This window comes from Pseudaminobacter soli (ex Li et al. 2025) (assembly GCF_003012705.1).
Lineage (GTDB): Bacteria > Pseudomonadota > Alphaproteobacteria > Rhizobiales > Rhizobiaceae > Pseudaminobacter > Pseudaminobacter soli.
In genome coordinates, this window is record NZ_PXYL01000009.1 from 119631 (window position 1) to 144064 (window position 24434).

Annotated in this window: 22 protein-coding genes; 15 read left to right on the forward strand and 7 right to left on the reverse strand. The window is 62.3% G+C overall.

Annotated elements, in window-relative coordinates; translation table 11 throughout:
• Positions 1-9 precede the first annotated feature (9 nt).
• On the reverse strand, positions 10-984 hold the full coding sequence (locus C7I85_RS18365) for an ABC transporter substrate-binding protein (RefSeq protein WP_181257228.1): 975 nt from the start codon (positions 982-984) through the stop codon (positions 10-12).
• Between the two features lie 190 nt (positions 985-1174).
• Complete coding sequence (locus tag C7I85_RS18370) at positions 1175-1417, reverse strand: heavy-metal-associated domain-containing protein (RefSeq protein ID WP_245444993.1); 243 nt, start codon at positions 1415-1417, stop codon at positions 1175-1177.
• Positions 1418-1629: 212 nt separating this feature from the next.
• Between C7I85_RS18370 and C7I85_RS18375 the strand changes: the two genes are divergently transcribed.
• Positions 1630-4179 carry a heavy metal translocating P-type ATPase gene (locus C7I85_RS18375; RefSeq protein WP_106725459.1) on the forward strand — a complete coding sequence of 850 codons (2550 nt, stop codon included), beginning with the start codon at positions 1630-1632 and terminating at the stop codon, positions 4177-4179.
• Between the two features lie 571 nt (positions 4180-4750).
• A complete protein-coding gene (locus tag C7I85_RS18385; protein WP_106725461.1) occupies positions 4751-6196 on the forward strand; it encodes a multicopper oxidase family protein in 1446 nt (481 codons plus the stop codon).
• Between the two features lie 128 nt (positions 6197-6324).
• Here the strand turns inward: C7I85_RS18385 and C7I85_RS18390 are convergent, their stop codons facing one another.
• A complete protein-coding gene (locus tag C7I85_RS18390; protein ID WP_106725462.1) occupies positions 6325-7020 on the reverse strand; it encodes a DUF4386 family protein in 696 nt (231 codons plus the stop codon).
• A 13-nt stretch (positions 7021-7033) separates the two neighbouring features.
• Entirely contained in the window at positions 7034-7177 is a 144-nt protein-coding gene (locus C7I85_RS32290; protein ID WP_106725463.1) for a DUF1127 domain-containing protein, read from the reverse strand.
• A gap of 171 nt (positions 7178-7348) precedes the next feature.
• Here C7I85_RS32290 and C7I85_RS18400 point away from each other — a divergent pair, with 171 nt between their 5' ends.
• The 4 genes from C7I85_RS18400 (at position 7349) to C7I85_RS18415 (ending at position 10551) form a co-directional block, all read left to right on the forward strand.
• Positions 7349-8134, forward strand: a complete 786-nt coding sequence (locus C7I85_RS18400; RefSeq protein WP_106725464.1) for a helix-turn-helix transcriptional regulator — start codon at positions 7349-7351, stop codon at positions 8132-8134.
• Between the two features lie 72 nt (positions 8135-8206).
• A complete protein-coding gene (locus C7I85_RS18405; RefSeq protein WP_106725465.1) occupies positions 8207-8656 on the forward strand; it encodes a FixH family protein in 450 nt (149 codons plus the stop codon).
• Positions 8657-8658: 2 nt separating this feature from the next.
• Complete coding sequence (locus C7I85_RS18410) at positions 8659-9897, forward strand: cytochrome-c peroxidase (protein ID WP_106725466.1); 1239 nt, start codon at positions 8659-8661, stop codon at positions 9895-9897.
• 210 nt (positions 9898-10107) lie between these two features.
• Positions 10108-10551 (forward strand): pseudoazurin, encoded by a 444-nt coding sequence (locus C7I85_RS18415; protein WP_106725555.1) that lies wholly within the window; start codon positions 10108-10110, stop codon positions 10549-10551.
• Positions 10552-10674: 123 nt separating this feature from the next.
• Here C7I85_RS18415 and C7I85_RS18420 read toward each other — a convergent pair whose 3' ends face one another.
• Positions 10675-10872, reverse strand: a complete 198-nt coding sequence (locus tag C7I85_RS18420) for a hypothetical protein (RefSeq protein WP_106725467.1) — start codon at positions 10870-10872, stop codon at positions 10675-10677.
• A gap of 482 nt (positions 10873-11354) precedes the next feature.
• Here C7I85_RS18420 and C7I85_RS18425 point away from each other — a divergent pair, with 482 nt between their 5' ends.
• From C7I85_RS18425 to C7I85_RS18465, 9 genes are all read left to right on the forward strand, one after another.
• Positions 11355-12848, forward strand: coding sequence for an NAD-dependent succinate-semialdehyde dehydrogenase (locus tag C7I85_RS18425; RefSeq protein ID WP_106725468.1), 1494 nt, complete (start codon positions 11355-11357; stop codon positions 12846-12848).
• Positions 12849-12930: 82 nt separating this feature from the next.
• Positions 12931-13980 (forward strand): transporter substrate-binding domain-containing protein, encoded by a 1050-nt coding sequence (locus C7I85_RS18430; protein WP_106725469.1) that lies wholly within the window; start codon positions 12931-12933, stop codon positions 13978-13980.
• 35 nt (positions 13981-14015) lie between these two features.
• Positions 14016-15101 carry an amino acid ABC transporter permease gene (locus C7I85_RS18435; protein WP_181257222.1) on the forward strand — a complete coding sequence of 362 codons (1086 nt, stop codon included), beginning with the start codon at positions 14016-14018 and terminating at the stop codon, positions 15099-15101.
• Positions 15098-16177, forward strand: coding sequence for an amino acid ABC transporter permease (locus C7I85_RS18440; RefSeq protein ID WP_106725471.1), 1080 nt, complete (start codon positions 15098-15100; stop codon positions 16175-16177). Before C7I85_RS18435 ends, C7I85_RS18440 begins: the two co-directional genes overlap by 4 nt.
• A 29-nt stretch (positions 16178-16206) precedes the next feature.
• Positions 16207-16881: a GntR family transcriptional regulator gene (locus C7I85_RS18445; RefSeq protein ID WP_106725472.1), complete on the forward strand. Its 675-nt coding sequence runs from the start codon at positions 16207-16209 to the stop codon at positions 16879-16881.
• A gap of 140 nt (positions 16882-17021) precedes the next feature.
• Positions 17022-18404, forward strand: a complete 1383-nt coding sequence (locus tag C7I85_RS18450) for an aspartate aminotransferase family protein (protein WP_106725473.1) — start codon at positions 17022-17024, stop codon at positions 18402-18404.
• 136 nt (positions 18405-18540) lie between these two features.
• A complete protein-coding gene (locus C7I85_RS18455) occupies positions 18541-19290 on the forward strand; it encodes an amino acid ABC transporter ATP-binding protein (protein WP_181257229.1) in 750 nt (249 codons plus the stop codon).
• Between the two features lie 11 nt (positions 19291-19301).
• A complete protein-coding gene (locus C7I85_RS18460) occupies positions 19302-20378 on the forward strand; it encodes a tartrate dehydrogenase (protein ID WP_106725475.1) in 1077 nt (358 codons plus the stop codon).
• A gap of 193 nt (positions 20379-20571) precedes the next feature.
• Positions 20572-22740, forward strand: coding sequence for a hypothetical protein (locus C7I85_RS18465; protein ID WP_106725556.1), 2169 nt, complete (start codon positions 20572-20574; stop codon positions 22738-22740).
• A gap of 122 nt (positions 22741-22862) precedes the next feature.
• On the opposite strand, the gene C7I85_RS18470 is transcribed toward C7I85_RS18465, so the two are convergent.
• Positions 22863-23579: a L,D-transpeptidase gene (locus C7I85_RS18470; RefSeq protein ID WP_245444995.1), complete on the reverse strand. Its 717-nt coding sequence runs from the start codon at positions 23577-23579 to the stop codon at positions 22863-22865.
• A 16-nt stretch (positions 23580-23595) separates the two neighbouring features.
• Positions 23596-24291 carry a DsbA family protein gene (locus C7I85_RS18475; protein ID WP_342587311.1) on the reverse strand — a complete coding sequence of 232 codons (696 nt, stop codon included), beginning with the start codon at positions 24289-24291 and terminating at the stop codon, positions 23596-23598.
• Positions 24292-24434 lie beyond the last annotated feature (143 nt).

Consider the following 24434-nt stretch of genomic DNA (forward strand, 5'->3'; position numbering starts at 1 on the left):
AGGCCGGCCTTACTGGCCCATCACTTCGGTGAACTTCTCCTTGTTCGCCGTGTCGTTGGCAAGCGCTGCGGCTGCATCGTAGCCGAGCATCTTGATCTGCGAGCGGTCGGGATAGCCGGCCGGCAGGTCGATGCCATTTCGAGCCGGGATGTAGCCCTGCGAGGCAGCGAGCTTCTGGCCTTCTTCGGAAAGGACGAAATCGACGAAGGCTTTGGCGGCATCGACGTTCTTGGCCGTAGAAAGGATGGCAACCGGCTCGGTGACAGCCGACACGCCCTCCGTTGGGAACACGAACTCTACGGGCGCGCCCTTGGCCTTCTCGCGGATCGGCATGTAGTCGACGATCATGCCGAAGAGCTTGTCGCCGCCGGCCACCGCCTTGAGCACGTCGCCATTGCCGCCGGCAGCCTGTGCGCCGTTCTTGGCCAGATCGCCGTAGAAGTCCCAGCCATTGGCGAGGTTGCCGGTGAGCGTGACGGTGTGGATCATGGCCGCGCCCGAGGTCAGCGGGCTCGGCATTGTGACGAGGTTCTTGGCTTCAGGCTTCGTCAGGTCCTGCCAGCTCGCCGGCACAAAGGGCGCCTTGGTGTTGTAGACGATGCCGGTGGTGATCAGCTTGGTGGAGAAGTAGGTCTTGTCCTTGTCCATCAGCCCCGCGTCGAAGGCGGAAAGGTCGGCTTCGGCATAGGGCAGCAGGCGGCCCTCGGCCTTCAGGCCCTCCATCGTCACGACGTCGGCGATCAGCAGCAGGTCAGGCTGCGGTTGGCCGGCCTCGATCTCGGCGCGTAGCTTGGAGAGAATCTTGGGCGTGCCGTCGCGCACCCATTCCACAGTAACGCCCGGATTCTTGGCCATGAAGGCGTCCACGGTCTGCTGGGCGTCCGTGTTGGGCTGGCTGGTGTAGAGCACGAGCTTGCCCTCGGCAGCGGAAGCCTGGGCGATACTCGCGGCAACGAGAAGAGCGGAAAGCAAGATGCGCATGATCGGTCTCTTTGATGCGGAGGCAGACGATGGCAACCATGGCAACCCCCGGCAGGTTGGTCGAACCCCCTCCTAGCCGTTCCGCTTGACGGTGGCGTGACAGGCCGGCGTGAGCCGGAAGCTCATGACCCGGGCAATTCAACGTGCGCGACGAGATGATCATGTTGCACTCGCCTCGCATCAGTCGTGCGACCTAGCGCGTCGTGTAAGTTTCCGCTGGATAGCCGGCTGTCTCGAGCGCGCGACTGACAGCTCCGCCATCCGCCTTCGTTTCAATGGTGACCGTCTGCGCCTTGAGGTCGATGTCGACGTGCGCCTCGGCATCGACGCTCTGCACAGCCTTGGTGACAACCCCGGCGCAGTGGCCACAGGTCATGTCCGGAACTTTCAACGTAATCATTTCAAACTCCTGTTCGGCAATTGCCGTTGCCGTCATGTGCGGCTTCCCGTGGCTGGAAGGTCAAGCGACTTTCTCTGCACATGAGAGATTTTCCGCTTGTTCTGGTCCGGTGCACAACTTGGAGTCCATTTAATCACGTTATTTCAATATCTTACCGCGCGACCTCAGAAAAGTGCCGACACTCTCTTGACCTTCCTGGCACTGGAACCTTTAGACCTCTATCCAATCGAATACGAAGGTCGGGTCTCATGAACACTCATTCGAATCCTGGTGCAGCCATCATTGGGCAACGATTCCCGATCGCGGGGATGAGCTGCGCATCGTGTGTGCGCCGGGTCGAGAAGTCGATCGCCAATGTGACGGGTGTCTCGTCCGCAACGGTCAATCTTGCGACGGAAAGCGCGGAGGTCGTCTTCAGCGGCCAGGCGAATCCGGTGGCGGTCGTCACGGCCATCAAGGACACCGGCTACGACGTTCCCGTCGAGAGCACGGAAATTGAGATCGAGGGCATGACCTGTGCTTCCTGCGTTCGTCGTGTCGAACTGGCGATCGCCGCTGTCCCGGGCGTGCTGAAGGCCTCTGTCAATCTCGCCACGGAGCGCGCAACGATCGAGAGCCTGTCCGGCACGACGCCGCGCGCAGCCATCGACGCCGCGATTCGTAAGGCCGGCTACGAACCGCGCCACGCAGAGGTGGCGGGCGTCGCCGCCGGCGCCGACAGCCGTGAGGAGGTCCGTAGCCGCGAATTGTCCCAGCTCAAGCGCGACCTCGGCATCGCAGCGACGCTGACCTTGCCGATTTTCGTGCTCGAGATGGGCTCGCATCTCTTTCCGGCATTGCATCACTGGCTGTTGATGAATGTCAGTCAGCAAGCGCTCTACATAGCCTTCTTCGTGCTGGCGACGATCGTCCAGTTCGGCCCCGGTCTGCGCTTCTACAGGAAGGGCGTGCCTGCGCTTCTGCGGCTGGCGCCCGACATGAACTCGCTGGTCGTCCTCGGCTCGACTGCAGCCTGGGCTTATTCAGTGATCGCCACTTTCGCGCCATGGGTCCTACCTGCCGGGACGGTAAACGTCTACTTCGAGGCATCCGCCGTGATTGTCACGCTGATCCTGCTCGGCCGCTCCCTCGAAGCCAAGGCCAAGGGCCGTACCAGCGAGGCAATCAAGCGGCTGATGGGCCTGCAAGCCAAGTCGGCCCGGGTCGAGCGCAACGGCGAGTTCGTTGACGTTGCCCTTGAGGAGGTTGCTGTCGGCGACGTAATCCAGGTGCGCCCCGGCGACAAGATGCCGGTCGACGGCATCGTGCTTTCCGGCTCGTCTTTCGTCGACGAGTCCATGATCTCCGGCGAGCCGATTCCTGTCAGCAAGGGCGAAGGCGCCGAAGTCATCGGTGGCACGATCAACAAGACGGGTAGCTTCACCTATCGCGCCATCAAGGTCGGAGCTGACACGCTGCTGGCGCAGATCATCCGCATGGTCGAGACAGCCCAGGGCTCGAAGCTGCCGATCCAGGCGCTGGTTGACAAGGTCACCGCCTGGTTCGTGCCTGCCGTCATGGCCGCTGCCTTGATGACCTTCCTGGCGTGGCTGTCCTTTGGCCCCGAACCCGCTGTCACCTTTGCGCTCGTCAATGCTGTCGCCGTGCTGATCATTGCCTGCCCCTGTGCCATGGGGCTCGCAACGCCGACCTCGATCATGGTCGGCACGGGGCGGGCCGCCGAACTCGGCGTGCTCTTCCGCAATGGCGAGGCGCTGCAGTCGCTCAAATCCACCGAAGTCGTCGCGCTCGACAAGACCGGCACGCTCACCGCGGGCAAGCCGGTGATGACCGACCTTGAGGTCGCCAAGGGCTTTCAGCGCGCCGAGGTGCTGGCGTTGGTCGCCGCAGTCGAGGCCCAGTCCGAACACCCGGTGGCCACTGCAATCGTCACGGCGGCCAAGGAGGAAGGCCTCGTTTTGGGTGCGGTTGACGCCTTCGATGCGGTTCCGGGCTTCGGCGTCTACGCCGCAGTCGGCGGCCGTTGCGTGGCAATCGGGGCTGACCGCTACATGTCAAGGCTCGGCATCGACGTCGAGCCGTCTGTCGAAATTGCAGCCCGCATGGGCCAGAAGGGCAAGACGCCGCTCTATGCCGCCATCGACGGCATGCTGGCAGCGGTGATTGCTGTCTCCGACCCGGTCAAGCCAACGACGCCTCAGGCTATCCGCGCACTGCACGAGATGGGGCTGAAGGTTGCGATGATCACGGGCGACAACCGTCGTACGGCGGAAGCCATCGCTACCCAACTGGGCATTGACGAGGTTGTGGCCGAGGTCCTGCCTGATGGAAAGGTGGAGGCGATCAAGCGCCTGAGAGCCGGCGGCCGTGCCGTGACCTTCGTCGGCGACGGGATCAACGACGCGCCCGCTCTTGCCGAAGCCGATGTCGGCGTGGCTATCGGCACCGGTACCGACGTTGCCATCGAAAGCGCCGACGTGGTGCTGATGTCGGGTGACCTGCTTGGCGTGACAAATGCGATCGCGCTCTCCAAGGCGACCATCGGCAACATCCGCCAGAACCTGTTCTGGGCCTTCGCCTATAATGCGAGCCTCATTCCGGTGGCGGCCGGCGCGCTCTACCCGGTCAGCGGCACGCTCCTCTCTCCGATGCTGGCGGCTGGCGCGATGGCGATGTCGAGCGTATTCGTGCTCGGCAACGCCATGCGGCTCAAGCGCTTCCAGCCACCAACCCGGGTTACCGTCGGCGGGGCTTCCTCGCTTAATCCCGCCGAATATCCGGCTCCAACGGTCGGTTGAATAGGAACACCAGAGCAAAGCGACAGTGCGGCTGTTTGACCTCCGCGAGCGCGGACACCCAATATTGGTTGAGGCAGCACCTTTCGGTTACAAGACGCCGACGCAACGCCACTCCGGGCGCGCGCGGAGCGGTACTGTCCGATATGCGGTCCGCCGCAGCCATAGGCTTCCGGTTTGTGCTGCCCCTGCTTCTGCTGCTGTTCGTCTTGCTGGGGCCAGTGGCTTTCGCCCAACCGGCAAGCCATGACCATCATGCGCAAGCGACCAAAGTGATGTCGCACCACGCCAAGGCCGGTACCACCTGCTGCGGCGGGCATTCCCAGGATCAAACGGCTAAAGGCTGTCTTATCCAATGCCTGAGTTCCTGCAGTCACTGCGCGCCGCTGCCCCTGGCAGCAGCCTTCCCGGACATGACGGTGACGTCGCCTCTGCCTTCCAAAGATGACCCCTTGCGCGGCGCGATAGCCGCGCCCCATCCCAGGCCGCCATCCATCTCCTGAACTGACGCAGAGCCCCGCTCAAACCGGCTTGCTCTCTGTGTGCCGGACATCATTCAGATTGGAGATAGACTATGAAAACCCTTTCGCGCCGCGACTTCCTCGCGGCTTCCGCCGCTGCGTTTTCGGCCGCCGCGGTTCCATCGCTGCTGCTTCCGGCGCGCCCGGCCCGGGCCGATGGCCAGAAGGTCATCACCGCAGGCAGGCGCGTCATTGAGGTCAAGGGCCGCGCCGCCACCGTCTTCGGCCTCACCCAGGCCGATGGCAGCCACGGCCTCGTCATGAGTGCGGGCGAGAATTTTCGCGTCCGGCTGGAAAACCGCATCGGCGAGCCGACGGTCATCCACTGGCACGGGCTCACTCCGCCCTGGCAGCAGGACGGCGTTGCAGGCATTTCGCAGGAGCTTGTCCCGGATGGGGGCAGTCACGACTATGACTTCCCGGTCGAGCGTCCGGGCACCTTCTGGATGCACTCGCATATGGGTCTGCAGGAGCAGCGCATGCTCGCAGCGCCGCTGATCGTGCGTGAACCGGCCGAAGCCAGTGCCGACATTCAGGAAATCGTGGTGCTGTTCCACGACTTCACCTTCCGCAACCCGGCCGAGATTCTGGCCGAACTGATGGGCGGTGGACATGACATGCAGGCGATGGAGATGTCGGCCTCCGGACATGCAGGCCACGACATGTCCGGTATGTCGATGGGCGGCATGGCTCATCTGCAGGACGTGCAGTATGACGCTCTGCTTGCCAACGACCGGACGCTCGACGACCCGGAAGTTTTTGCGGTCGAGCCCGGCGGCCGCGTGCGCCTGCGTCTAATCAATGGGGCAGCCAGCACGAACATGTGGATCGACCTCGGGGAGTTGTCAGGCAAATTGATCGCCGTTGACGGCATGCCGGTCGAACCGGTCCGTAGTTCGCGTTTCGAGTTCGGCGTCGCCCAGCGTCTCGACATTCTGCTTGAACTGCCGAAGGACGCATCGGCGTGGCCTATTTTCGCCGTGCAGGAGAGGGGGCGCATGAGGACTGGCATCGTGCTCGCGCCCAAGGGCGCGGTTGTTGGCAAGATCGCTGAGATGGCAGAGGAGGACTTTCCTGCCGTCGGGGTCGGGCTCGAGGAGAAGCTGCTTGCGGCAAAGCCGCTGGCCGAGAGGCCGGCGACGCGTCGGCACACCATGATGCTCGGCGAAGCGGCAGGGTACGTCTGGACGCTCGACGGAGCGGTGCACGGTGCAGACAAGCCCCTTGCGGTGAAGCGCGGCGACCGTTTTGAGCTAACCTTCATGAACCACACCACCATGTCGCACCCCATGCACTTGCACGGGCATCACTTCCAGGTGGTGGCAATCAACGGCCGCCGTATCGCCGGAGCAATGCGCGACACGGTGCTCGTTCCTGCTAGCATGAGCATGGTGACGATCGCCTTCGACGCCGACAATTTCGGCAAGTGGCCGCTTCACTGCCACCACCTCTACCACATGGTCGGCGGCATGATGACGTCGATGGCCTACGAGGCCTGATCAGAGCGCCCCGGCTACGGCCGCCGATCGTCGGGGCGCGGCTTTCCCGCTGTAGAGCGAGGTCGATCTAATTCAACTCGGAGGATGGTCGGCTAAATGGTGAAGCCTTCTTCGGCGGCCAACGGAATCTAGAAATCCTGCGTCCGCCAAGGGACGACGACCAGCCAGATCATCCATGCCAGGCTCAGCGTCCAGGCCAGTACGATTGCGACCGACTGGATTGGCGAGAAGCCCTCGGAGCCGGCCACCCAGCCCTGCAACAGATAGGCAAGGCCGGAGAGCCCCATCAGGTAGGCTATCGTTCGCGGAACACAAACTGTCCTCGCCATCGAGGTCGCGAACAGCAGCAAAGTGAGGCCCAGCATGAAGTCCTGGTAGCTCCTCATCCCCCACTCGACCCATCGTATTGCTTCGGCGCTGGCGAAGCGCGTCGCCTTTTCAGCGTCAGGGGCGCTTGCCCACGCGTTTACGGCCTGCTTGAGAGCCACTCCGTCGACCGCCTGGAGCACGCCGTATAGCGCCAGCGTCGCCACCGCTGCAGCGGCGCTGCATCGGCCCAGCAGCCTCGACGCTTCAGTCTGAACATCCAGGGCCAAAGACAGGACGAGCAGCCCTGCGAGCAGGATCGCCATGCTCGCGAACTGGCCGACATGTACGGCCGCCCAGATCCCGTTGCCAGCATACTCGGCGAATATGGCGTGATGATCGTTTGCATTACCACTGGCGTGAAACTGGGTGACCACGATGTAGAGAATCTGTCCTACAAGCAGCATGCAGGCCGAAAGGCGCATCGACTTGCGCGGGCTGAATGCTTCGTTGCTCACGATGATGCTCCTTTCAACGAGTCCGCTTGATGCGAAGGTCGCGGCGGCAGAGACCGAAATCCTCGAGCTGGATCTCGCTGAGACTGGCAAGTTCAAGGGTGGTCTGACGGCGGCGACGATACAGGACTAATCTATCGATCAGACGGGTAATGAACATTTGGGGGCTCCGTTTTTGATGGAGCGGACCTATGCGCTAACTCAGTCGTTGACTTGAACGTAGGGGCTGCAGGAGGAGGCAGATGACCTTCGCTAGTCGTGGCGGCGCTGCGGGTCATCGGCTGAATCTCAACGACTCCAATCGTCGCGAGATTCATGCCATATCAGTCACATGGAGATTGTGGGGATTGGCAGGTTCATCTTCTGGGCGGGGGGCAGCCTTTGGATCGGGCAGGCCTTTCGGCCGAGCGAGCTCCATTCCCACCATGCCATCCAGGTCAGTATTGGCCTGTCCGACCGCGTGCAGTTTAGAACGAGCGATACGGCGCCTTGGGAAGCCTACAGAGCTGCTGTCATTCCGCCGGACGTGACTCACACATTTCAAGCGCCGGGAGGGATGGTGGCGCAACTATTCTGCGACCCGGAGTCCACCTTGGGCCGCAGCCTTATGGCCCGCTTCGGACGCGATAACATCGTGGGTGTCCCGCTGGAAGAGATTGCATCGCACGCCAAAACTCTCCGCACGGCGTTTGACAGCGGGAATGCCGACGAAGAACTCGAGGACGCTGCACTCAATGCCCTTTACGCTCTTTCCGGAGGCGTTCCGGCAAGGCTGGTCGATCAGCGGATCATTCGCGCCACCGACTTCATTGCCGCAAGGCTGGCAGAACCGCTAACCCTCCAAACAGTGGCGCACCACGTTAAGCTCTCTCCAGGACGGTTCAGGCACCTGTTCGTCGAGGAAACAGGTATCTCGTTTCGAGCCTATCTTCTGTGGACACGGCTCAATCGGGCACTCGAGCTCGGGTTCGGCGGAACGTCGTGGACTGATGCGGCTCATGCAACCAGCTTTGCAGATTCCGCACATCTGAGCCGTACGACACGACGGACCTACGGCCTGGCGCCAAGTTCGTTGCGGCAGGACGCGCCGTCGGCATCGCGCCAGATGACGGCATAGCCCCTTCATTCAAGTCTGCCTCAGACAGCAGGTCTATCGAGCCCGCGCCAACGCAACTCGAGGAATATCGCCATGTCTGCCAAGTTCTCTCGGCGCCGCCTGCTGTGGGCCGCGCCGCTCGCCATTCTTGCCGTCGCCACTGCCGGCTTCGCCGCCCGGATGATGGAGCCGCCGCCCTCCGACCTCGATCTGTCGCTGAGAAAGACGACCGACCACGGTTTATATGTCGCGTCACTTGCGGCCGATCAGTCCCCAATTCCTGTTGGGGCGATCCATAGCTGGACGGTCAAGGTGACGAGCACCGACGGGAAGCCGGCCGCCAACGTCGCCATCACCATCGACGGCGGCATGCCGCAGCACGGCCATGGCCTGCCGACAAAACCCGAGGTCACGCGCGACCTCGGCGCAGGCCGCCACCGGATCGAAGGCATGAAGTTCAACATGGCCGGATGGTGGACGCTGACCGTCTCGATCAACGGTCCCAAGGGTGCCGACAAGGCCACCTTCAACCTGGTGCTCTGACCATGCGCCGGCACCTGCTCCTGGTTCTCGCCGGACTTGCCTGCGCCGCCGTGGTGCTGGGCGCCGGTTCGGTCATGCGCAAACCCGACTGGTCGGCGGACGAGCTCAAGCGCATCCAGTCGTTGTCGCTTGCAAATCTGCCTGCGCTGCGCCCCGACCCGTCCAACCGTGTTGCGGACGATCCCGCCGCCGCAGCCTTGGGCAAGGCGCTGTTCTTCGATACGCGGCTCAGCGCCAATGGCGCCATCGCCTGCGCCTCGTGCCATCAGCCCGACCGGCAGTTCCAGGATGACCTGCCGGTCGGGCACGGCATGGCGGATGGCACGCGGCGCACGATGCCGATCGCCGGCACCGCCTATTTCCCGTTCCTGTTCTGGGACGGGCGCAAGGACAGCCAATGGTCGCAGGCGCTGGGACCGCTCGAAAATCCGGTCGAGCATGGTGCCGACCGGACGATGGTCGTTCGGCTGATCGCCCGCGCCTACAAGGCCGAGTACGAAGGCATCTTTGGCCCGCTGCCGCGCCTCGACGGCCTGCCGGAACATGCGCTGCCCGACGGCCCCGCCGCGTCCGCAGCAGCCTGGGGCAGGCTGAGTTCGCGGCAGCAGCAAGGGCTCAACCTCGCCTATGCCAACATCGGCAAGGCGATCGCCGCCTTCGAGCGCACGATTGCGCCGCAGCCGACGCGCTTCGACGCCTATGCTTCCGCGCTGGCGGCCGGCCACCAGAAGCAGGCCGACGGCCTGTTCGGCGACAAGGAGCGCGCGGGCCTCAAGCTGTTCATCGGCCAGGGCAACTGCGTGAGCTGTCACAACGGCCCGCTGTTCACCGACAACGCCTTCCACAATGTCGGCCTGCCGGGCGGCGATGCCGCCCATGACAGCGGCCGCAGCACCTCGGTTGCCGCACTGCAAGCGGATCCGTTCAACTGCCTTGGCGCGTACAGCGATGCCGAGCCATCGGCCTGCACGGAGCTCAAGTTCATGGCGACGGCGAGTCCCGACCTGGTCGGCGCCTTCCGCTCGCCTTCATTGCGAGGGGTTGCGCTGCGCGCCCCGTTCACCCATGCCGGCCAGTTCGCAACGCTCCATGATTTGCTGGCTCACTACAACAAGGCGCCAAAGGCCGGTTTTGGCAGCAGCGAGCTCAAACCGCTGGAGCTGTCGGAGCAGCAGTTGGACGACCTCGAGGCGTTTGTTCGGACCCTTAACCCCGAAGCCTCTCAGCCGGGAGGAGAGTGAGCGATGATCGAGATTCTCGCCTTGCGCGACCATCTCTCGCTCGGACGACGAAGCCTGACCGAGATTGCAACTGCGCTGTGGCAACATCGAAGCGGCACTGAATTCGTGAAGTGCCAGTCAAGTTTGCGCTGCATCAAAGTTCTCGATGCGCGGGCGTCCTACAGAAAGGCCGACGGCTGGAGCCGTCATGCAAGGACAAAGGAAAAGACGATGAAACGTTCAATTGCAATTGCGACCGCCTTCGTAGCCATCCTCCTGACCGGCGCCGCCCAGGCCGCCGATCATCAGGTCCAGATGCTGAACAAAGGCGAGAAGGGAACCATGGTGTTCCAGCCCGATTTCATCGTCGCGGCACCCGGCGACACCGTTACCTTCGTGCCAACGGACAAGTCCCATGATGCCGAGACCATCAAGGACATGATCCCCGATGGGGCAGCGCCTTTCAAGGGCAAGATGAGTGAACAGATCACAGTCACGCTCGACAAGGAAGGCGTCTACGGCGTCAAATGCACGCCACACTACGGCATGGGGATGGTGGCCCTGATTGTGGTGGGCAAAGCTACCAATCTCGAGCAGGCAAAGGCGGTCAAGCAGACCGGCAAGGCCAAGAAGGTGCTCGAGGACCTTCTAGCGCAGGTGCCCGCGGGAAACTGAGCCTTGGCGGCTCCGCCGAACAGATCGCCAGAATTGGCCGGGTAGACAGGCTCTGCCCGGCCTTCGCTTTTTGAAAGGGGGCATCATCGCCATTGCTCCGCGCGCTTCACCCGCCCGCTGGGCTCACGCTTCTTGCCTAAGCGTTCTGGCCAGCGCGGCCTCTCTGATATAGCCGGCCTTGAAAAGGTCGAGCGCCTTGAGGGCGAGGCGTTCTGCCTGAGCTCCCCGCCGCGGCAGCCTTCGCTGGCAGCGGACACGTTCGAAGGCGCGCCTTACGATGTTCAGATGTTCGGGGGTGAGAACCTTGTGATGGCGAGCCATTTCGCTTCCTCCACAATCGGGGTGAAAGCGTTCTGGTCTGCTCCAGCCCCTGAATAGACCACGGCACGCTCTTTTCGCCCGCTGGCAATGCACTTTCGCCCGTATCGCAAGACGCAGGATGGCTGCTGCAAAAAAAAGTGCCCGTCGGCTTGAAAGGCGGCGGGCTAGCAATTGCCATTGATGAGCGATGGAAACGGTTGATCTCCGCAGAGGTTCCAGGGGCACTTAAAAAAGTGCAAGTCCGCGAAGTTCTGAACGCACCGTGTCGATAGGGGGCATCTCGCCTAGGAGAGCATCGTAGCCCCATGGCGCTCCTTTCCCGGGAACACGGGCTAAGTCACATTGGAATTCAGCGGTAGTGCTGCCAGCAGCGTCCATTCCATTGGCCCAGTGCAAAGCCATCTTGACTCTGCGTCATTTGGAATTTGATATATCAAACGTCAGATTTCAAATTTCGAAGACATTTCGGGAATACCGCGCGCATGACTATCCACCAGAACTCGAACCATCCCCTGATCGGACGGCTGGCCGACCCGACCCTGCTTCGCCAGCAGGCTTTCATCGATGGCAGGTGGGTCGACGCGAACAGCGGGGCGACCATGGCGGTGACCGATCCGGCTACCGGCGCGCTTCTGGGCACCATCCCTGACATGGGTGGGGAGGAAACGCAGGGGGCGATCCGCGTGGCAGATAAGGCCCGCAAGCCATGGGCCGCATTGGCTGCTCGCGAACGCGCTGCAATCATGCGTCGCTGGTTCGAGCTCATCACCGACAATGTCGAGGACCTCGCTCGCATCATGACCGCCGAGCAGGGCAAGCCGCTCGCCGAAAGCCGAGGCGAAATCCGCTATTCGGCCTCGTTCGTCGAGTGGTATTCCGAGGAAGCCAAGCGGGTCTATGGCGACCTGATCCCGGCGCCCAAGGCGCAGTCGCGTATCATGGTGATGAAGCAGGCGGTCGGCGTGGTGGCGGCTGTCACGCCCTGGAACTTCCCGAGCGCCATGGTCACCCGCAAATGCGCACCGGCGCTGGCCGCCGGTTGCTCGGTGGTAGTCAAGCCGTCCGAATTCACGCCCTTCTCGGCGCTGGCTCTGGCCGAACTGGCAAGCCGCGCAGGCATTCCGGCCGGCATTCTCAATATCGTCACAGGCGATGCCCGGGCGATCGGCAGCGAGATGACTGCCAACCCGACCGTACGCAAGCTGAGCTTCACCGGATCGACCCGCGTGGGCAAGCTGCTCATGGAGCAGTCGGGAGCCACCGTGAAGAAGGTTTCGATGGAGCTCGGCGGCAACGCGCCCTTCATCGTCTTCGCCGACGCTGATCTAGACGTTGCCGTGCAGGGCGTGATGGCCTCCAAGTTCCGCAATACCGGCCAGACCTGCATCTGCGCCAACCGCATCTATGTCGAGGATTCTGTCCACGACGCCTTCGTCGAGCGTTTCAAGAAGGCAGTCGAAGCGCTGAAGGTCGGCAACGGCTTCGAAGACGGTGTCGAGCAGGGGCCGCTGATCAACCAGGCCGCGCTCGCCAAGGTCGAAGGTCATGTGGCCGACGCGCTTGCCAAGGGCGCCAAGCTGGCCACCGGCGGCAGGCCGCACAAACTGGGCAGCACGTTCTACGTGCCGACGATCCTCACCGACGTCAACGACACGATGCTGTTTACCCAGGAAGAGACCTTCGGCCCCGTGGCTCCAGTCTTCCGCTTCCATGACGAGGATGCGGTGGTCGCGGCGGCTAACGACACGTCGGCCGGTCTCGCCGCCTATGTCTACACCCGAGATCTCGACCGCATGTGGCGCGTTTCCGAGGCGCTGGAGACCGGCATGGTTGGCGTCAACGAAGGCCTCATCTCCAACGAAGTCGCGCCCTTCGGCGGCATCAAGGAATCCGGTGTCGGCCGCGAAGGCTCGCGCTACGGCATCGAGGAGTTCCTGAACCTGAAATATGTCTGCCTGACGCAGAACCCGCGCTAGGCGAGCGGGAGCTTCTGGCGGCACCAAGGCACGTGTGCCGCCAAGGGGAAGTTTTGTTCAAACACACAAGAGAGGGAATGCAATGAAACTCACCGGGAGGATACAGGGCCGCGCCCTGGGCTGCCTGACCGCACTGGCAATGGTTGGCGCGCTGTTTGCGCCACTCGAGGCCCAGGCTGGCAAAGTCCTCGACACCATCAAGCAGAAAGGCAACCTGACCTGCGGCGTTGGCCAGGCCGTACCTGGCTTTTCCGCCCCCGCAACGAATGGCGAACTCGCCGGCATCGACGTCGATTTCTGCAAGGCAATGGCCTCCGCGATCCTCGGTGACTCGAACAAGGTGACCTATCGGCAGACCTCCTATTCGGAGCGTTTCGTGCTGCTTGCCTCGGGCGAGATCGACGTTCTTGCGCACGACACTACGACCACGCTCAACCGCGAAGGCGCCCAGAAGGCTCGCTTCACCTCGCCGAACTATTTTGACGGCTACACCTTCATGGTGCCCAAGTCGCTCGGCGTCGAAAGCCCGGACCAGCTCGCGGATGCAACCGTCTGCATCCTGCAGGGCTCGACCTTTGAGGTGAACACCGAGAACTTCTTCAAGTCGCGTGGGATGAAATATACCCCGCTCGTGCTTGGCACCTGGGAACAGCTCGACGCGGCCTTCTTCGGCGGTCGCTGCGATGCCTTCGGCGGCAACTACGGCAATCTCGCCGGTTCGCGTGTGGCCCATGGCAATGTAGACGATTACATCATCTTCCCGAACTTCCTGACCCTCGAGCCCTATGCGCCTTCGGTCTATGGCGACGATCAGGACCTGTTCCTCGTCGCACGTTGGGTGATGTTCGCGATGGTCGAGGCCGAGCGCCTGAACATCACGCAGGCCAATGTGAAGGACCTGGCCGCGTCCTCGACGGATCCGGAAGTCCAGCAGCTGCTCGGCGCCAAGCCCGGCAATGGCAAGGACCTTGGCCTGTCGGAAGACTGGGTGGTCAACATGGTCTCGGCTGTCGGTAATTATGGCGAGAGCTTCGAACGCAACCTCGGCAAGGGCTCCCCGCTAAAGCTTGACCGCGGTCTGAACGACCTGTGGACCAAGGGCGGCCTCATGTATGCGGCTCCGCTGAGATGATCAGCCGGGAACGTCTCCAAGGTGTGACGTTTGTGGTGGCAGCCATCGCCGTCTTGGCGTGGCTGTCACACAACTTCTCCGCCAATCTGGTTGCCAAGGGAATTACCATCGACTTCGGCTTCCTCAAGGAGGCGACGTCGTTCCCCATTGGTGAGTCACTGATCTCATACAGCTCCGGCGACACCTATCTGCGCGCATTGACCGCCGGGTTGCTCAACACGATCCGGCTGGCAATCGCCGGCATCGCGCTGGCGACCGTCTTCGGCGTAGTCGTCGGCCTGACCGCGCGCATCGGCCACCCGCTGCTGACGCGTGTGGCGAAAGTCTATGTCGAGTTCACGCGCAACGTGCCGCTGCTGCTCATCCTGGTGGTTTGTGCGACCGTCGTCCGCGCGCTGCCGGGACCGCGCCAGGCCTGGACGCCATTGGATGGCGTGATGCTCTCCAGCCGTGGGCTCTACTTGCCGCTGCCGCTGATCGAGAACGGCATGGCGCTGCTCATTGCGGTGGTTCTTCTGATCGCCGCCGCATGGGCGACCATGCGGCTGTCGCTGCGCGGCAAGAACGAAACCGGCGTGTTCCCACGTACTGGAAAGCTCGCTTTGTCCGGCTGCGGTGTAATTCTCGTTGGCCTCTGCGCCTGGAGCGTCAGCACGATGACGCTCGATCGGCCTGCACTTGTCGGATTCAACTTTCGCGGTGGCTGGAGCGTGACGCCCGAATATCTGGCGATGCTGTTCGGTCTTGCCTTCTACACCTCCGGCTTCATCGCCGAGATCGTGCGCGGCAGCCTTGCGGCTTTGCCGAAGGGGCAGTCGGAAGCTGCCTCATCGCTCGGCCTTGGCTCATTCCTGACCCTGTGGCTGGTACTGGCCCCGCAGGCGCTGCGGCTAATGCTGCCGCCACTCGCCAACCAGTATTTGAACCTGATCAAGAACACGACGCTGGCCGTGCTGATCGGCTATCCCGATCTCGTCTCGGTCGGCAACACGGCGCTCAACCAGACGGGCCGGGCCATCGAAACGGTCACGATCTACCTGCTGATCTATCTGTCGCTGAGCCTTGTGACCTCGGTCCTCATTCGGCAGCTGGAAAAGCGTGCGCAACTGGTGAAGCTATGAGCGAAATTGCCATCACCCCGGTCCAGCGAACCTATCCGTCGCTGAAGACCCGCATGAGCCCTTATTTCAAGCCGTGGCCGCATGCGATCATCACCGTTCTGGGTGTGCTGCTGATAGGCTACGCGCTGGTGAGCCTGTTCGGCTGGGCGGTGCTCAATGCCACCTTCGGCCATGCGACGCCCGACGCATGCCGCGCGGCCGGCGGAGCATGCTGGGCGATGCTGACCGAGCGCTACAACATCGTCCTGTTCGGCAGCTATCCTGCAGGAGAATACTGGCGGCCTGCGCTCGCTATCGTCCTGGTGCTTGGGGTGCTGATCGCCAGCGGCTTCCGCCAGCTGTGGAAGCCGGCACTGGCTATCGCCTGGGTGGTGGTGATGGTCCTCAGCCTTGTCCTGATGGGCGGCGGTGTCCTCGGCCTCGAGCCGGTCTCCACCAGCCGCTGGGGCGGCCTGCCGCTCACCGTCGGCCTTTCCGCCTTCGGCATCGTGCTCGCATTGCCGCTGTCGGTGGGACTCGCGCTCGGTCGGCGTTCGAAGATCATGGTGGTGAAGCGTTCCTGCGACGCTTATGTCGAGATCGTGCGTGGCCTGCCACTGCTCGCGGTGCTGTTCGTCGCTTCGACCATGTTGCCGCTGCTGTTGCCCGGCGGCAATATGATCGACACCATTCTGCGCGCCCAGATCGCCCTCATCCTGTTCCAGGCGGCCTATCTGGCCGAAGCGATACGTTCGGGCCTCGATGCGGTGCCCAAGGGCCAGGCCGAGGCCGCTCACGCCCTTGGCTTGCCCGATCGGCTGGTTTCGCGTCTCGTTGTGCTTCCGCAGGCCTTCCGCATTGCATTGCCGGCTATCATCAATACCTTCATCGAATCGATCAAGGACACGACGCTCATCAGCATCATTGGCCTGATCGACGTGCTGGGTGGGGCACGCGGGGCAATAGCGGACGGTACCTGGATGGGCTTCTATCGCGAAGCTTATCTTGCAGTCGGTATCGCGTTCTTCGCGTTCTGCTATATCCTGTCACTGCACTCTCGCCGGCTCGAGCAGGAATTCGCTAATGAGCGCAGGTAACCGGTCTATGTCTTCTGCAGGAATGCCCGATGCTTGATGAACGCAAGCAAGTCTATAAGTCTCTCGTTCAGGACACGCTGAACGAGCAGATTTACAGACAACTCAAGGAAAAACTCATCACCGGCGAGTTCAGGCCGGGCGACCGGCTCGTGCTACGTCAGCTGTCAGCCACGCTGGGAACCAGCCCGGTGCCGGTGCGCGACGCGCTGCAGAAGCTCGAAAGCATCGGCGCCCTAAGGTTGGAGCGCACCTTCTATGTGCCCAACCTTACGCCTGAGGAGCTTGCGGAAATCCGCGACATTCGCGTCGCCCTGGAAGGGCTTTCGGCGGAACGTGCCGCTCAGCATTCGACGCCGGAGAGCATGGGACCGTTGACCGCGCACTTCAACGCGCTTGCCAAGGCAGCCAACAACAACGACGCCAGCATGTTCTTGCGTGCTAACGCTCGGTTTCACCTTGAAATCGCAAGGATGGCCAATTCGCCCATTCTTTACGACATGATCGAGCCGCTATGGCTGCGCATGGGGCCATCAGTCCGAATGGCCAAGGCACAACCGGGTCGGCTCAAGGAGGCAATCCCGCCGCACGAAGATGCCCTGCACGCCATCGCGGCACATGACGGCGCGGGCGCGCGGGCCGCGGTTTTGCAAGACATCGTCGGTTGCTTCGGAATATTGGCCCACACCGATGATGATCCGGGATGATTTCCTGACCACCTGAGACGCCAAAGAGCGATCCATAAACCCCTACCCATCGCCCGATGCAAGTCGGGCGACAGTCCGAACGCGCGACCGGCGCAAGCGCCGGCATGCATCCGAACATCCACCGACAACGAGGTAGCTTCATGTCCAGACCAAATTCCACCGCTGCGCGCGACATCGCCCACCAGCTCCACCCCTATACCAACGCGGTTCGTCACGCCGAGATCGGCCCGATCGTCATGGATCGCGGCGAGGGCATTTATGTGTTTGACGATCAGGGCAATCGCTACATCGAGGGTCTGGCCGGCCTGTGGAGCGTCGCAGTCGGCTTCGGCGAGAAGCGCCTTGTCGAGGCAGCGCGCAAGCAGCTCGACAAGCTTCCCTACTACCACACCTTCGCGCACAAGTCGCACCTGCCGTCGATCGAACTGGCCGAGAAGCTGGCCGAAATGACGCCGGAAGGCCTGTCGCACGTCTTCTTCACCAATTCGGGTTCGGAAGCCAACGACACCGTCATCAAGCTGGTCTGGTACTACAACAACGCGCTCGGCCGTCCGAAAAAGAAGAAATTCCTCGCCCGCACGCAGGGCTATCACGGCGTCACCGTGGCGGCCGCGAGCCTCACCGGCCTGCCTAACAATCATCGCGATTTCGACCTGCCGGCGATCCCGGTTCGTCACCTCACATGCCCGCATTTCTATCGCTTCGGCAATCCGGGTGAGACCGAGGCCCAGTTCGTCGAGCGGCTCGCCGCCGAACTCGAAGCAGTCATCCAGGAAGAGGGTGCCGACACGATTGCGGCCTTCATCGGCGAGCCGCTGATGTCGGCGGGCGGCGTCATCCCGGCACCTGAAGGCTATTGGCAGAAGGTGCAGGAAATCTGCCGCCGCTATGACATTTTGGTGGTGGCCGATGAAGTCATCACCGGCTTCGGCCGCCTGGGCACGACCTTCGGTTCGGAGCACTACGGCATCAAGCCGGACCTGATGGTACTGTCCAAGCAGATCACTTCATCCTACCAGCCGCTCGCGGCCATCATGATCTCCGATGACATCTTCAAGGCCGTCGCCGACAACAGCGGCAAGATAGGCACCTTCGGTCACGGCTACACCGCAACCGGTCATCCGGTGGCGACCGCCGTTGCGTTGGAAAACCTCGCGATCATCGAAGAGCGCAAGCTGGTCGAGAACGCGACAGCCATGGGCAAGGTGTTGCAGGCGCGGTTGGCCAAGCTCGCCTCGCATCCGCTAGTCGGCGAGGTGCGCGGCGTCGGCCTCATCGCCGGTGTCGAGCTCGTCGCGGACAAGGCCACCAAGGCGCGCTTCGCCGAACACGGCAAGGTCGGCGCCTATGTCTTCGCCAGGGCCCATCACCATGGTCTGATCGTCCGCAACATCATGGACACGCTGGCGTTCTGCCCGCCGCTCATCATCACTGAGAGCCAGATCGAGGAGATGGCGCAGGCCTTCGAGCGCACGTTGGACGATGCCGCCGAGTGGATCGCCGCCGGCCAGCCGGCCTACTGACGACAAAAGAACCGGTGCGGCGCCCGCCGCCGCACCGGGTTTTAAGGGCCGCAAGGCCGGGAGAGTTTCCAAGGAGGTTGGAATGGCGGCGGAAAACACGGTTCGCGCGGACGACCTGGCGGTCGACGCCGGCAAGATGCACATCTCGGACACCGACGTGGCGGTCGATATCGTCGGCATGCACAAATGGTATGGCGAGTTCCATGTGCTGAAGGACATCAACCTCCGGGTGATGCGCGGCGAGCGCATCGTCGTCTGCGGCCCGTCCGGCTCGGGCAAGTCGACCATGATCCGCTGCATCAACCGGCTGGAGGAGCACCAGAAGGGCAAGATCATCGTCGACGGCAAGGAGCTGAGCAACGATCTGAAGAAGATCGACGAGGTGCGCCGCGAGGTCGGCATGGTGTTCCAGCACTTCAACCTGTTCCCGCATCTGACGATTTTGGAGAACTGCACGCTGGCGCCGATCTGGGTGCGCAAGATGCCCAAGAAGCAGGCCGAGGAGATCGCCATGCATTTCCTCAAGCGGGTGAAGATCCCCGAGCAGGCCAACAAGTACCCCGGCCAGCTGTCGGGCGGCCAGCAGCAGCGCGTGGCGATCGCACGCTCGCTGTGCATGAACCCGCGCATCATGCTGTTCGACGAGCCGACCTCGGCGCTCGACCCGGAGATGATCAAGGAGGTGCTGGAGACCATGGTGGGGCTGGCCGAAGAGGGCATGACCATGCTGTGCGTGACGCACGAGATGGGCTTTGCGCGCAAGGTCGCCAACCGGGTGATCTTCATGGACCAGGGCCAGATCGTCGAGCAGAACACGCCGGCCGAGTTCTTCGACCATCCGCAGCACGAGCGGACCAAGCTGTTCCTCAGCCAGATCCTGCACTAGGCGAGACGAAAATGAGCGAGAAATCCATGAAAGTAGCGGTTATCCCCGGCGACGGTATCGGCAAGGAAGTCGTGCCTGAGGGCCTGCGCGTGCTCGAGGCGGCGGCTTCGAAGTTCAAGATCGACATTCGCTTCGACAGCTTCGATTTCGCCTCCTGCGACTATTATCTGAAGCACGGGGCGATGTTGCCGGAGGACTGGAAGGCGCAGATCGGCGGGCACGACGCCATCTTCTTCGGCGCCGTTGGCTGGCCGGATACGGTGCCGGACCACATCTCGCTTTGGGGCTCGCTTTTGCAGTTCCGCCGCGAGTTCGACCAATATGTGAACTTGCGGCCCGTGCGGCTCATGCCGGGCGTTCCCGCGCCGTTGGCAGGGCGCAAGCCCGGCGACATTGATTTCTACATCGTGCGCGAGAACACGGAAGGCGAATACTCCTCCATTGGCGGCCGCATGTTCCCCGGCACGGAGCGCGAAGTGGTTATCCAGGAAACGGTGATGAGCCGCATCGGCGTCGACCGTATCCTGCGCTATGCCTTCGAACTGGCCAAGCGGCGAGACGCCAAACACCTGACCTCGGCGACCAAGTCGAATGGCATTTCCATCACCATGCCTTATTGGGACGAGCGCGTGGAGGAGATGGCCAAAAGCTATCCCGAAGTGCGCTGGGACAAGTACCACATCGACATTCTCGCTGCGCAGTTCGTGCTCAACCCGAACCGCTTCGACGTGGTGGTGGCCTCCAATTTGTTCGGAGACATCCTTTCCGACCTCGGCCCGGCCTGCACGGGTACGATCGGCATCGCCCCGTCCGCCAACATCAATCCTGAGGGAAAATTCCCGTCGCTGTTCGAGCCGGTGCATGGCTCTGCCCCCGACATTGCCGGCAAGGGCATCGCCAATCCGGTCGGGCAGATCTGGACCGGCGCCATGATGCTCGAGCATCTCGGCCATCGCGAGGCCGCCGCCGCCATCGTCAAAGCAATCGAGGACGTTCTCGCAAACGAGGCTCTGCGCACGCGTGACCTGGGCGGCAAGGCCGACACTGCTACCTGCGGTCAGGCCATTGCCGACGCTGTGGCCGCCTGACGATCAGAGGGGGATTTGCTCAGACACCGTCACGCCGAGCGCCAGCGCTTCGACATCGATGAGAGGATTCGACGGTGGTCCAGTAACAACCAGTGATTTAATCAGCCATAGCGATTGCACAGACGGAGCCGTCCGATTAGTCGCTCGCAATGACCGCATCCGGTCAATGCTTCGCAGCGAAAGGACGGAAATCTTGGATCAGGCAACGAAAACGACCGGTAAAGGTCGACGAGTAGCTCTTTGGGCTACGGCTGCAGTCATTGCGATCGCTGCGGCTGGCGTCACAATCAATAAGTTCAGTCTCGAACGGAGCATCAGCCAACACATTGCCAAACACGGCGGAAACGCCGGATCCGTTCAAGTCGATTTTCTGGGACGCGTCCATCTGCGCGACGTGACGCTTCCATTCAGAAGCGGATCGAGCGTGCAGATCACAGCGATCGACGGGCGTCCAAAGATCCTGTTTCTGAACGGAAATCTGGACATCACCGGCCTCACCGCCGAGATCGCAGGGGGCAAGATCTCGATCCCGCATGCGGCAATTGAAGAAGCCAATTTCGATCGGCAGAGCTTGGCCGAAATGTTTGGCCCTAGCGAACTTACTCTAGCCAAGCGCATCGAACGCTTCTCAGCAAAGCGCATCTCGGCGCCTGAGATCACCGTTTCCCATGCGATGGCCGGAAATAAGCAGAAGATCGCCTACACGAACGTGGCATTCGACGATATCGCTCGCGGGCATGTCGCGCAGTATTCCTCCGGCGGAGCGGTTCTGGAATTTGACCTGAACAGTCCCGCACCGGACGGGCAGACCAAGAAGCAAAATGTCAGCGGTACGATCGGCGCGATTTCCGGCAAGGACTTTGAAGCCGCCTACGTCGCTCGGCTCTACACGGAGAAAGCGGGCGAGGCGGACAATCAGACAAGAAACGTCTACGGTCCGTTCTCGATCACGGATCTTGCCTGGACCGTTGATGAAGGCACCTTCAAATACGCTGAAATCCGCAGTGGCGGTTTCAGCGTGCGCATGCCCGCCGAGCCGCTACTGGAAACCCTCGAAAAGCTGCAGGCCTCTCCCGATCCGGACACCTTGACGCCGGCCGAGCGTGGTGCCCTGTTCGCCAAGTTTATCTCGCTAGTCGACGTGATCGACAAAGGCGACATCGAGATGAACGGTCTCAAAGTCAGTGGCCCGTCGAAGGACAAGTCCCAGACGATCCATTTCGACGTCGATCGCATGACGCTTCAGTTCGACAACAGCAAGCTCGACGCCAGCATCAATGGCGTTTCGATGGGAGAGGGCGACGATTACGTCAAGCTCGGCGAGGCAAGCGTTTCCGGTTTTTCCTGGGGCCCGACCCTGGAGGGGCTGAAGAAATTCGTGGCCTTGAACGAAGACCAGATGGCCGCATTCCCTTATGCGACGTTGCTGCCTGAATTCGGTACGATACGCATCGCCAATCTCGATGTCGATCTTCCGCACTCCGACGCGGAAGCTGTCGATTCTCTCAACCCGCTAGGTTCGGAGGAGACCAGCGAAGCAAACGATTCCTCTGAAATCGAGGCAGAGGACGAAGCAAACGACGAAGCCTACGCGGCTTCGCCGGACACACCCGGCATTGAGGAAAATGCCGAAAGCGAGGCAAGTTCATCGGCTGAGGAGCAGGCGGAAGCGCCTGGCCAGGAGCGTATCAGGCTTTCTCTCAAGAACTACGAGATGGCGCTCAACAAGCTCTACAATGGCATTCCGACAGACATTCGCATCGTTTACGACGATCTCAGCCTGCCGGTGCCCGAGAACACCAATGACGAAGCTTATAAGCAACTGCGCAAGCTTGGGTACGACAAACTGACCCTGTCTTCGAGAATCGAGGGGGCTTGGGACGAAGCAAGCCAGAATTTCGTCGTGAAGGACGTGTCGATTGGTGGCCCGGACATGGGCACGATCTCGATTTCGGGCGTCATTGGAGGCGTCACCAAAGACTTCTTCTCCGGTGATGTCACGAGAGCGCAGGTGGCGACGCTGGGTCTCAAGGCGCGCGAGGTCAACCTCAAGGTCGAGGAGAAGGGTCTAATCGGGAAGAGCCTCGCGCTCTATGCCGCAGAAAGTGGCATGACAGTCGACGAGGTTCGCACCTCCCTGGCGCTGATCGCTGGTGCCGTGCTGCAGGAAGCGGCTGCCAACCAGCCCAAGCTGCAGCAAGCGGTGACAGCGCTATCGAGCTTCCTGGCAAAGCCGAACATTCTGACGATGTCAGTGAAGGCGAAATCTGAGGCGGGCATCGGAGTGGTCGAAATTGCCACCGCATCGCAAGACCCGCTAAGCCTGCTGGAAAAGGTCGATATCGAAGCGAAGACCGAATAGGCGGTCCTGCGATCGTTCCAGGCGTGGCGCCAGCTTTAAATCGCTGGCGCCAGCTCAAATCTCCGCCATTGAGCAGTGTCTCGTTCGGCGGATGCTCGCCGGCCTAGTGGCCGGCGATGCCGCTACAGGACGACGACCTTCGCCCCTTTGCGCACCCGTTCGTAGAGATCGATGACGTCGTTGTTCAGCATGCGGATGCAGCCGGCGGAGACGGCCTTGCCGATGCTGTCCGGCTGGTTGGTGCCGTGGATGCGGTAGTAAGTGTCCTGGCCGTCCTTGAAGAGATAGATGGCTCGGGCGCCGAGCGGGTTGCCGGGACCGCCCTCGACTCCGTTCTCATGCTTTTTGTAACGCTCCGGCGCGCGGGCGATCATGCTGTCGGTCGGCCGCCAGCGCGGCCACTCCTGCTTATAGGCGACGTCGGCCGTGCCGCTGAAGCCGCGCCCCGCGGCGCCCACGCCTACGCCGTAGCGCAGCGCCTTGCCGTTGGCCTGGACCAGGTAGAGGAAGCGGTTCTTCGGATCGACCACAATGGTGCCCGGGACGTTTTCGGTGGGATAGTCGACGAGTTGGCGCTGGTACTTCTGCGGGATAGCCGCCAGGTCTTCAACTGGCACCGTGAAGCGCTCGTTCTTTCGCTGGCCATAGCGTGGCGGCGTGGCCGAAGCGGATGCCTCCTCGGCGGCTACCGCAGGCTGCGCCTCCGGTGTTGCCGCCGCTTGAGGGGCCAGAAGCGCCACATTGGAAGCGTTGGTGGTACAGGCGCCAAGCCCCATGCACGCCAGCAGCGCCAACGCCTTGAGCACGCCTCGTGCCTGGCCGTCCGTTTCGTCGATCATTCGTATGTCCTTCGAGTTACTTATTGCCGCGCGCCCGCGCGTCGGAAATCACTTGTTTGAAGCCGGCTTCGTCCAGCGCCGAAGCGACGAGGAAGGGGCCGATGAGGAAAACAGGGGTGCCGGCAAGGCCGAGCGCGTCGGCCTGTGCGCCGTGGCGACGCATGAGCTCGGTGATGTCGCCCTCTTTGGCCTTCATGTCGCGCTCGAGCCGCGCCATGTCCACGCCAGCGGCTGCGACCGCCTTGCGCATCCTGTCCTCGGAGACCTTGCCGCCCGGAATGGACATCAGCGCATGGTGGGCTTCGTGGTATTTGCTCTGGTAATGGGCGGCCAGCGCCAGCCGCGCGCCGTAGATTGAGGCTGTACTGAGGATCGGCCAATCCTTGTAGACGAGGCGGACCTTGCCGTCGGCGCGCACGACCTTGTCGAGCGGCGCGACCGTCCGTTTGCAGTAGGGGCAGTTGTAGTCGAAGAAATAGACGATGGTGACGTCGCCCTTGGCATTGCCCGCCTTGGGGTCCGCGGGATCGTTAAGTATCATCTCAGTCGAGAGGCCATCGTCCTTGGCGTATGCTTGTGGAACGAATCCCACTGCTGCGAGCGAGGCCAACATGGCCAGCGCGGAACGGCGGGGAATCCGCACGGCGCCATTGGTTTCGACAGGGCCGGTTTTTGCAATCACGGGCAGGATCCGGGGAGGGGTGGTGGACATGGGAGCGGCCTCGATTTCTGGAATCTGGGCCGAGATGGTTTGGCCCACCTTAAGGCAGGCTTAAGAGCAAAAGGAAAGCCGCGTGCGCGGAAAGAAACGATGTGTTGCAGCGGCCGCACAGATGCCGTTGCGGCGCCTTGTGC

What these genes read in the sequence shown, in the direction of transcription:
- C7I85_RS18385 (WP_106725461.1), top strand. Translation starts at nt 4,751, where the DNA reads ATGAAAACCCTTTCGCGCCGCGACTTCCTCGCGGCTTCCGCCGCTGCG.
- C7I85_RS18460 (WP_106725475.1), top strand. Translation starts at nt 19,302, where the DNA reads ATGAGCGAGAAATCCATGAAAGTAGCGGTTATCCCCGGCGACGGTATC.
- C7I85_RS18420 (WP_106725467.1), bottom strand. Translation starts at nt 10,872, where the DNA reads ATGGCTCGCCATCACAAGGTTCTCACCCCCGAACATCTGAACATCGTA.
- C7I85_RS18425 (WP_106725468.1), top strand. Translation starts at nt 11,355, where the DNA reads ATGACTATCCACCAGAACTCGAACCATCCCCTGATCGGACGGCTGGCC.
- C7I85_RS18455 (WP_181257229.1), top strand. Translation starts at nt 18,541, where the DNA reads ATGCACATCTCGGACACCGACGTGGCGGTCGATATCGTCGGCATGCAC.
- C7I85_RS18370 (WP_245444993.1), bottom strand. Translation starts at nt 1,417, where the DNA reads ATGACGGCAACGGCAATTGCCGAACAGGAGTTTGAAATGATTACGTTG.
- C7I85_RS18415 (WP_106725555.1), top strand. Translation starts at nt 10,108, where the DNA reads ATGAAACGTTCAATTGCAATTGCGACCGCCTTCGTAGCCATCCTCCTG.
- C7I85_RS18470 (WP_245444995.1), bottom strand. Translation starts at nt 23,579, where the DNA reads ATGATCGACGAAACGGACGGCCAGGCACGAGGCGTGCTCAAGGCGTTG.
- C7I85_RS18475 (WP_342587311.1), bottom strand. Translation starts at nt 24,291, where the DNA reads ATGTCCACCACCCCTCCCCGGATCCTGCCCGTGATTGCAAAAACCGGC.
- C7I85_RS18445 (WP_106725472.1), top strand. Translation starts at nt 16,207, where the DNA reads ATGCTTGATGAACGCAAGCAAGTCTATAAGTCTCTCGTTCAGGACACG.
- C7I85_RS18410 (WP_106725466.1), top strand. Translation starts at nt 8,659, where the DNA reads ATGCGCCGGCACCTGCTCCTGGTTCTCGCCGGACTTGCCTGCGCCGCC.
- C7I85_RS18430 (WP_106725469.1), top strand. Translation starts at nt 12,931, where the DNA reads ATGAAACTCACCGGGAGGATACAGGGCCGCGCCCTGGGCTGCCTGACC.
- C7I85_RS32290 (WP_106725463.1), bottom strand. Translation starts at nt 7,177, where the DNA reads ATGTTCATTACCCGTCTGATCGATAGATTAGTCCTGTATCGTCGCCGC.
- C7I85_RS18400 (WP_106725464.1), top strand. Translation starts at nt 7,349, where the DNA reads ATGGAGATTGTGGGGATTGGCAGGTTCATCTTCTGGGCGGGGGGCAGC.
- C7I85_RS18450 (WP_106725473.1), top strand. Translation starts at nt 17,022, where the DNA reads ATGTCCAGACCAAATTCCACCGCTGCGCGCGACATCGCCCACCAGCTC.
- C7I85_RS18405 (WP_106725465.1), top strand. Translation starts at nt 8,207, where the DNA reads ATGTCTGCCAAGTTCTCTCGGCGCCGCCTGCTGTGGGCCGCGCCGCTC.
- C7I85_RS18440 (WP_106725471.1), top strand. Translation starts at nt 15,098, where the DNA reads ATGAGCGAAATTGCCATCACCCCGGTCCAGCGAACCTATCCGTCGCTG.
- C7I85_RS18375 (WP_106725459.1), top strand. Translation starts at nt 1,630, where the DNA reads ATGAACACTCATTCGAATCCTGGTGCAGCCATCATTGGGCAACGATTC.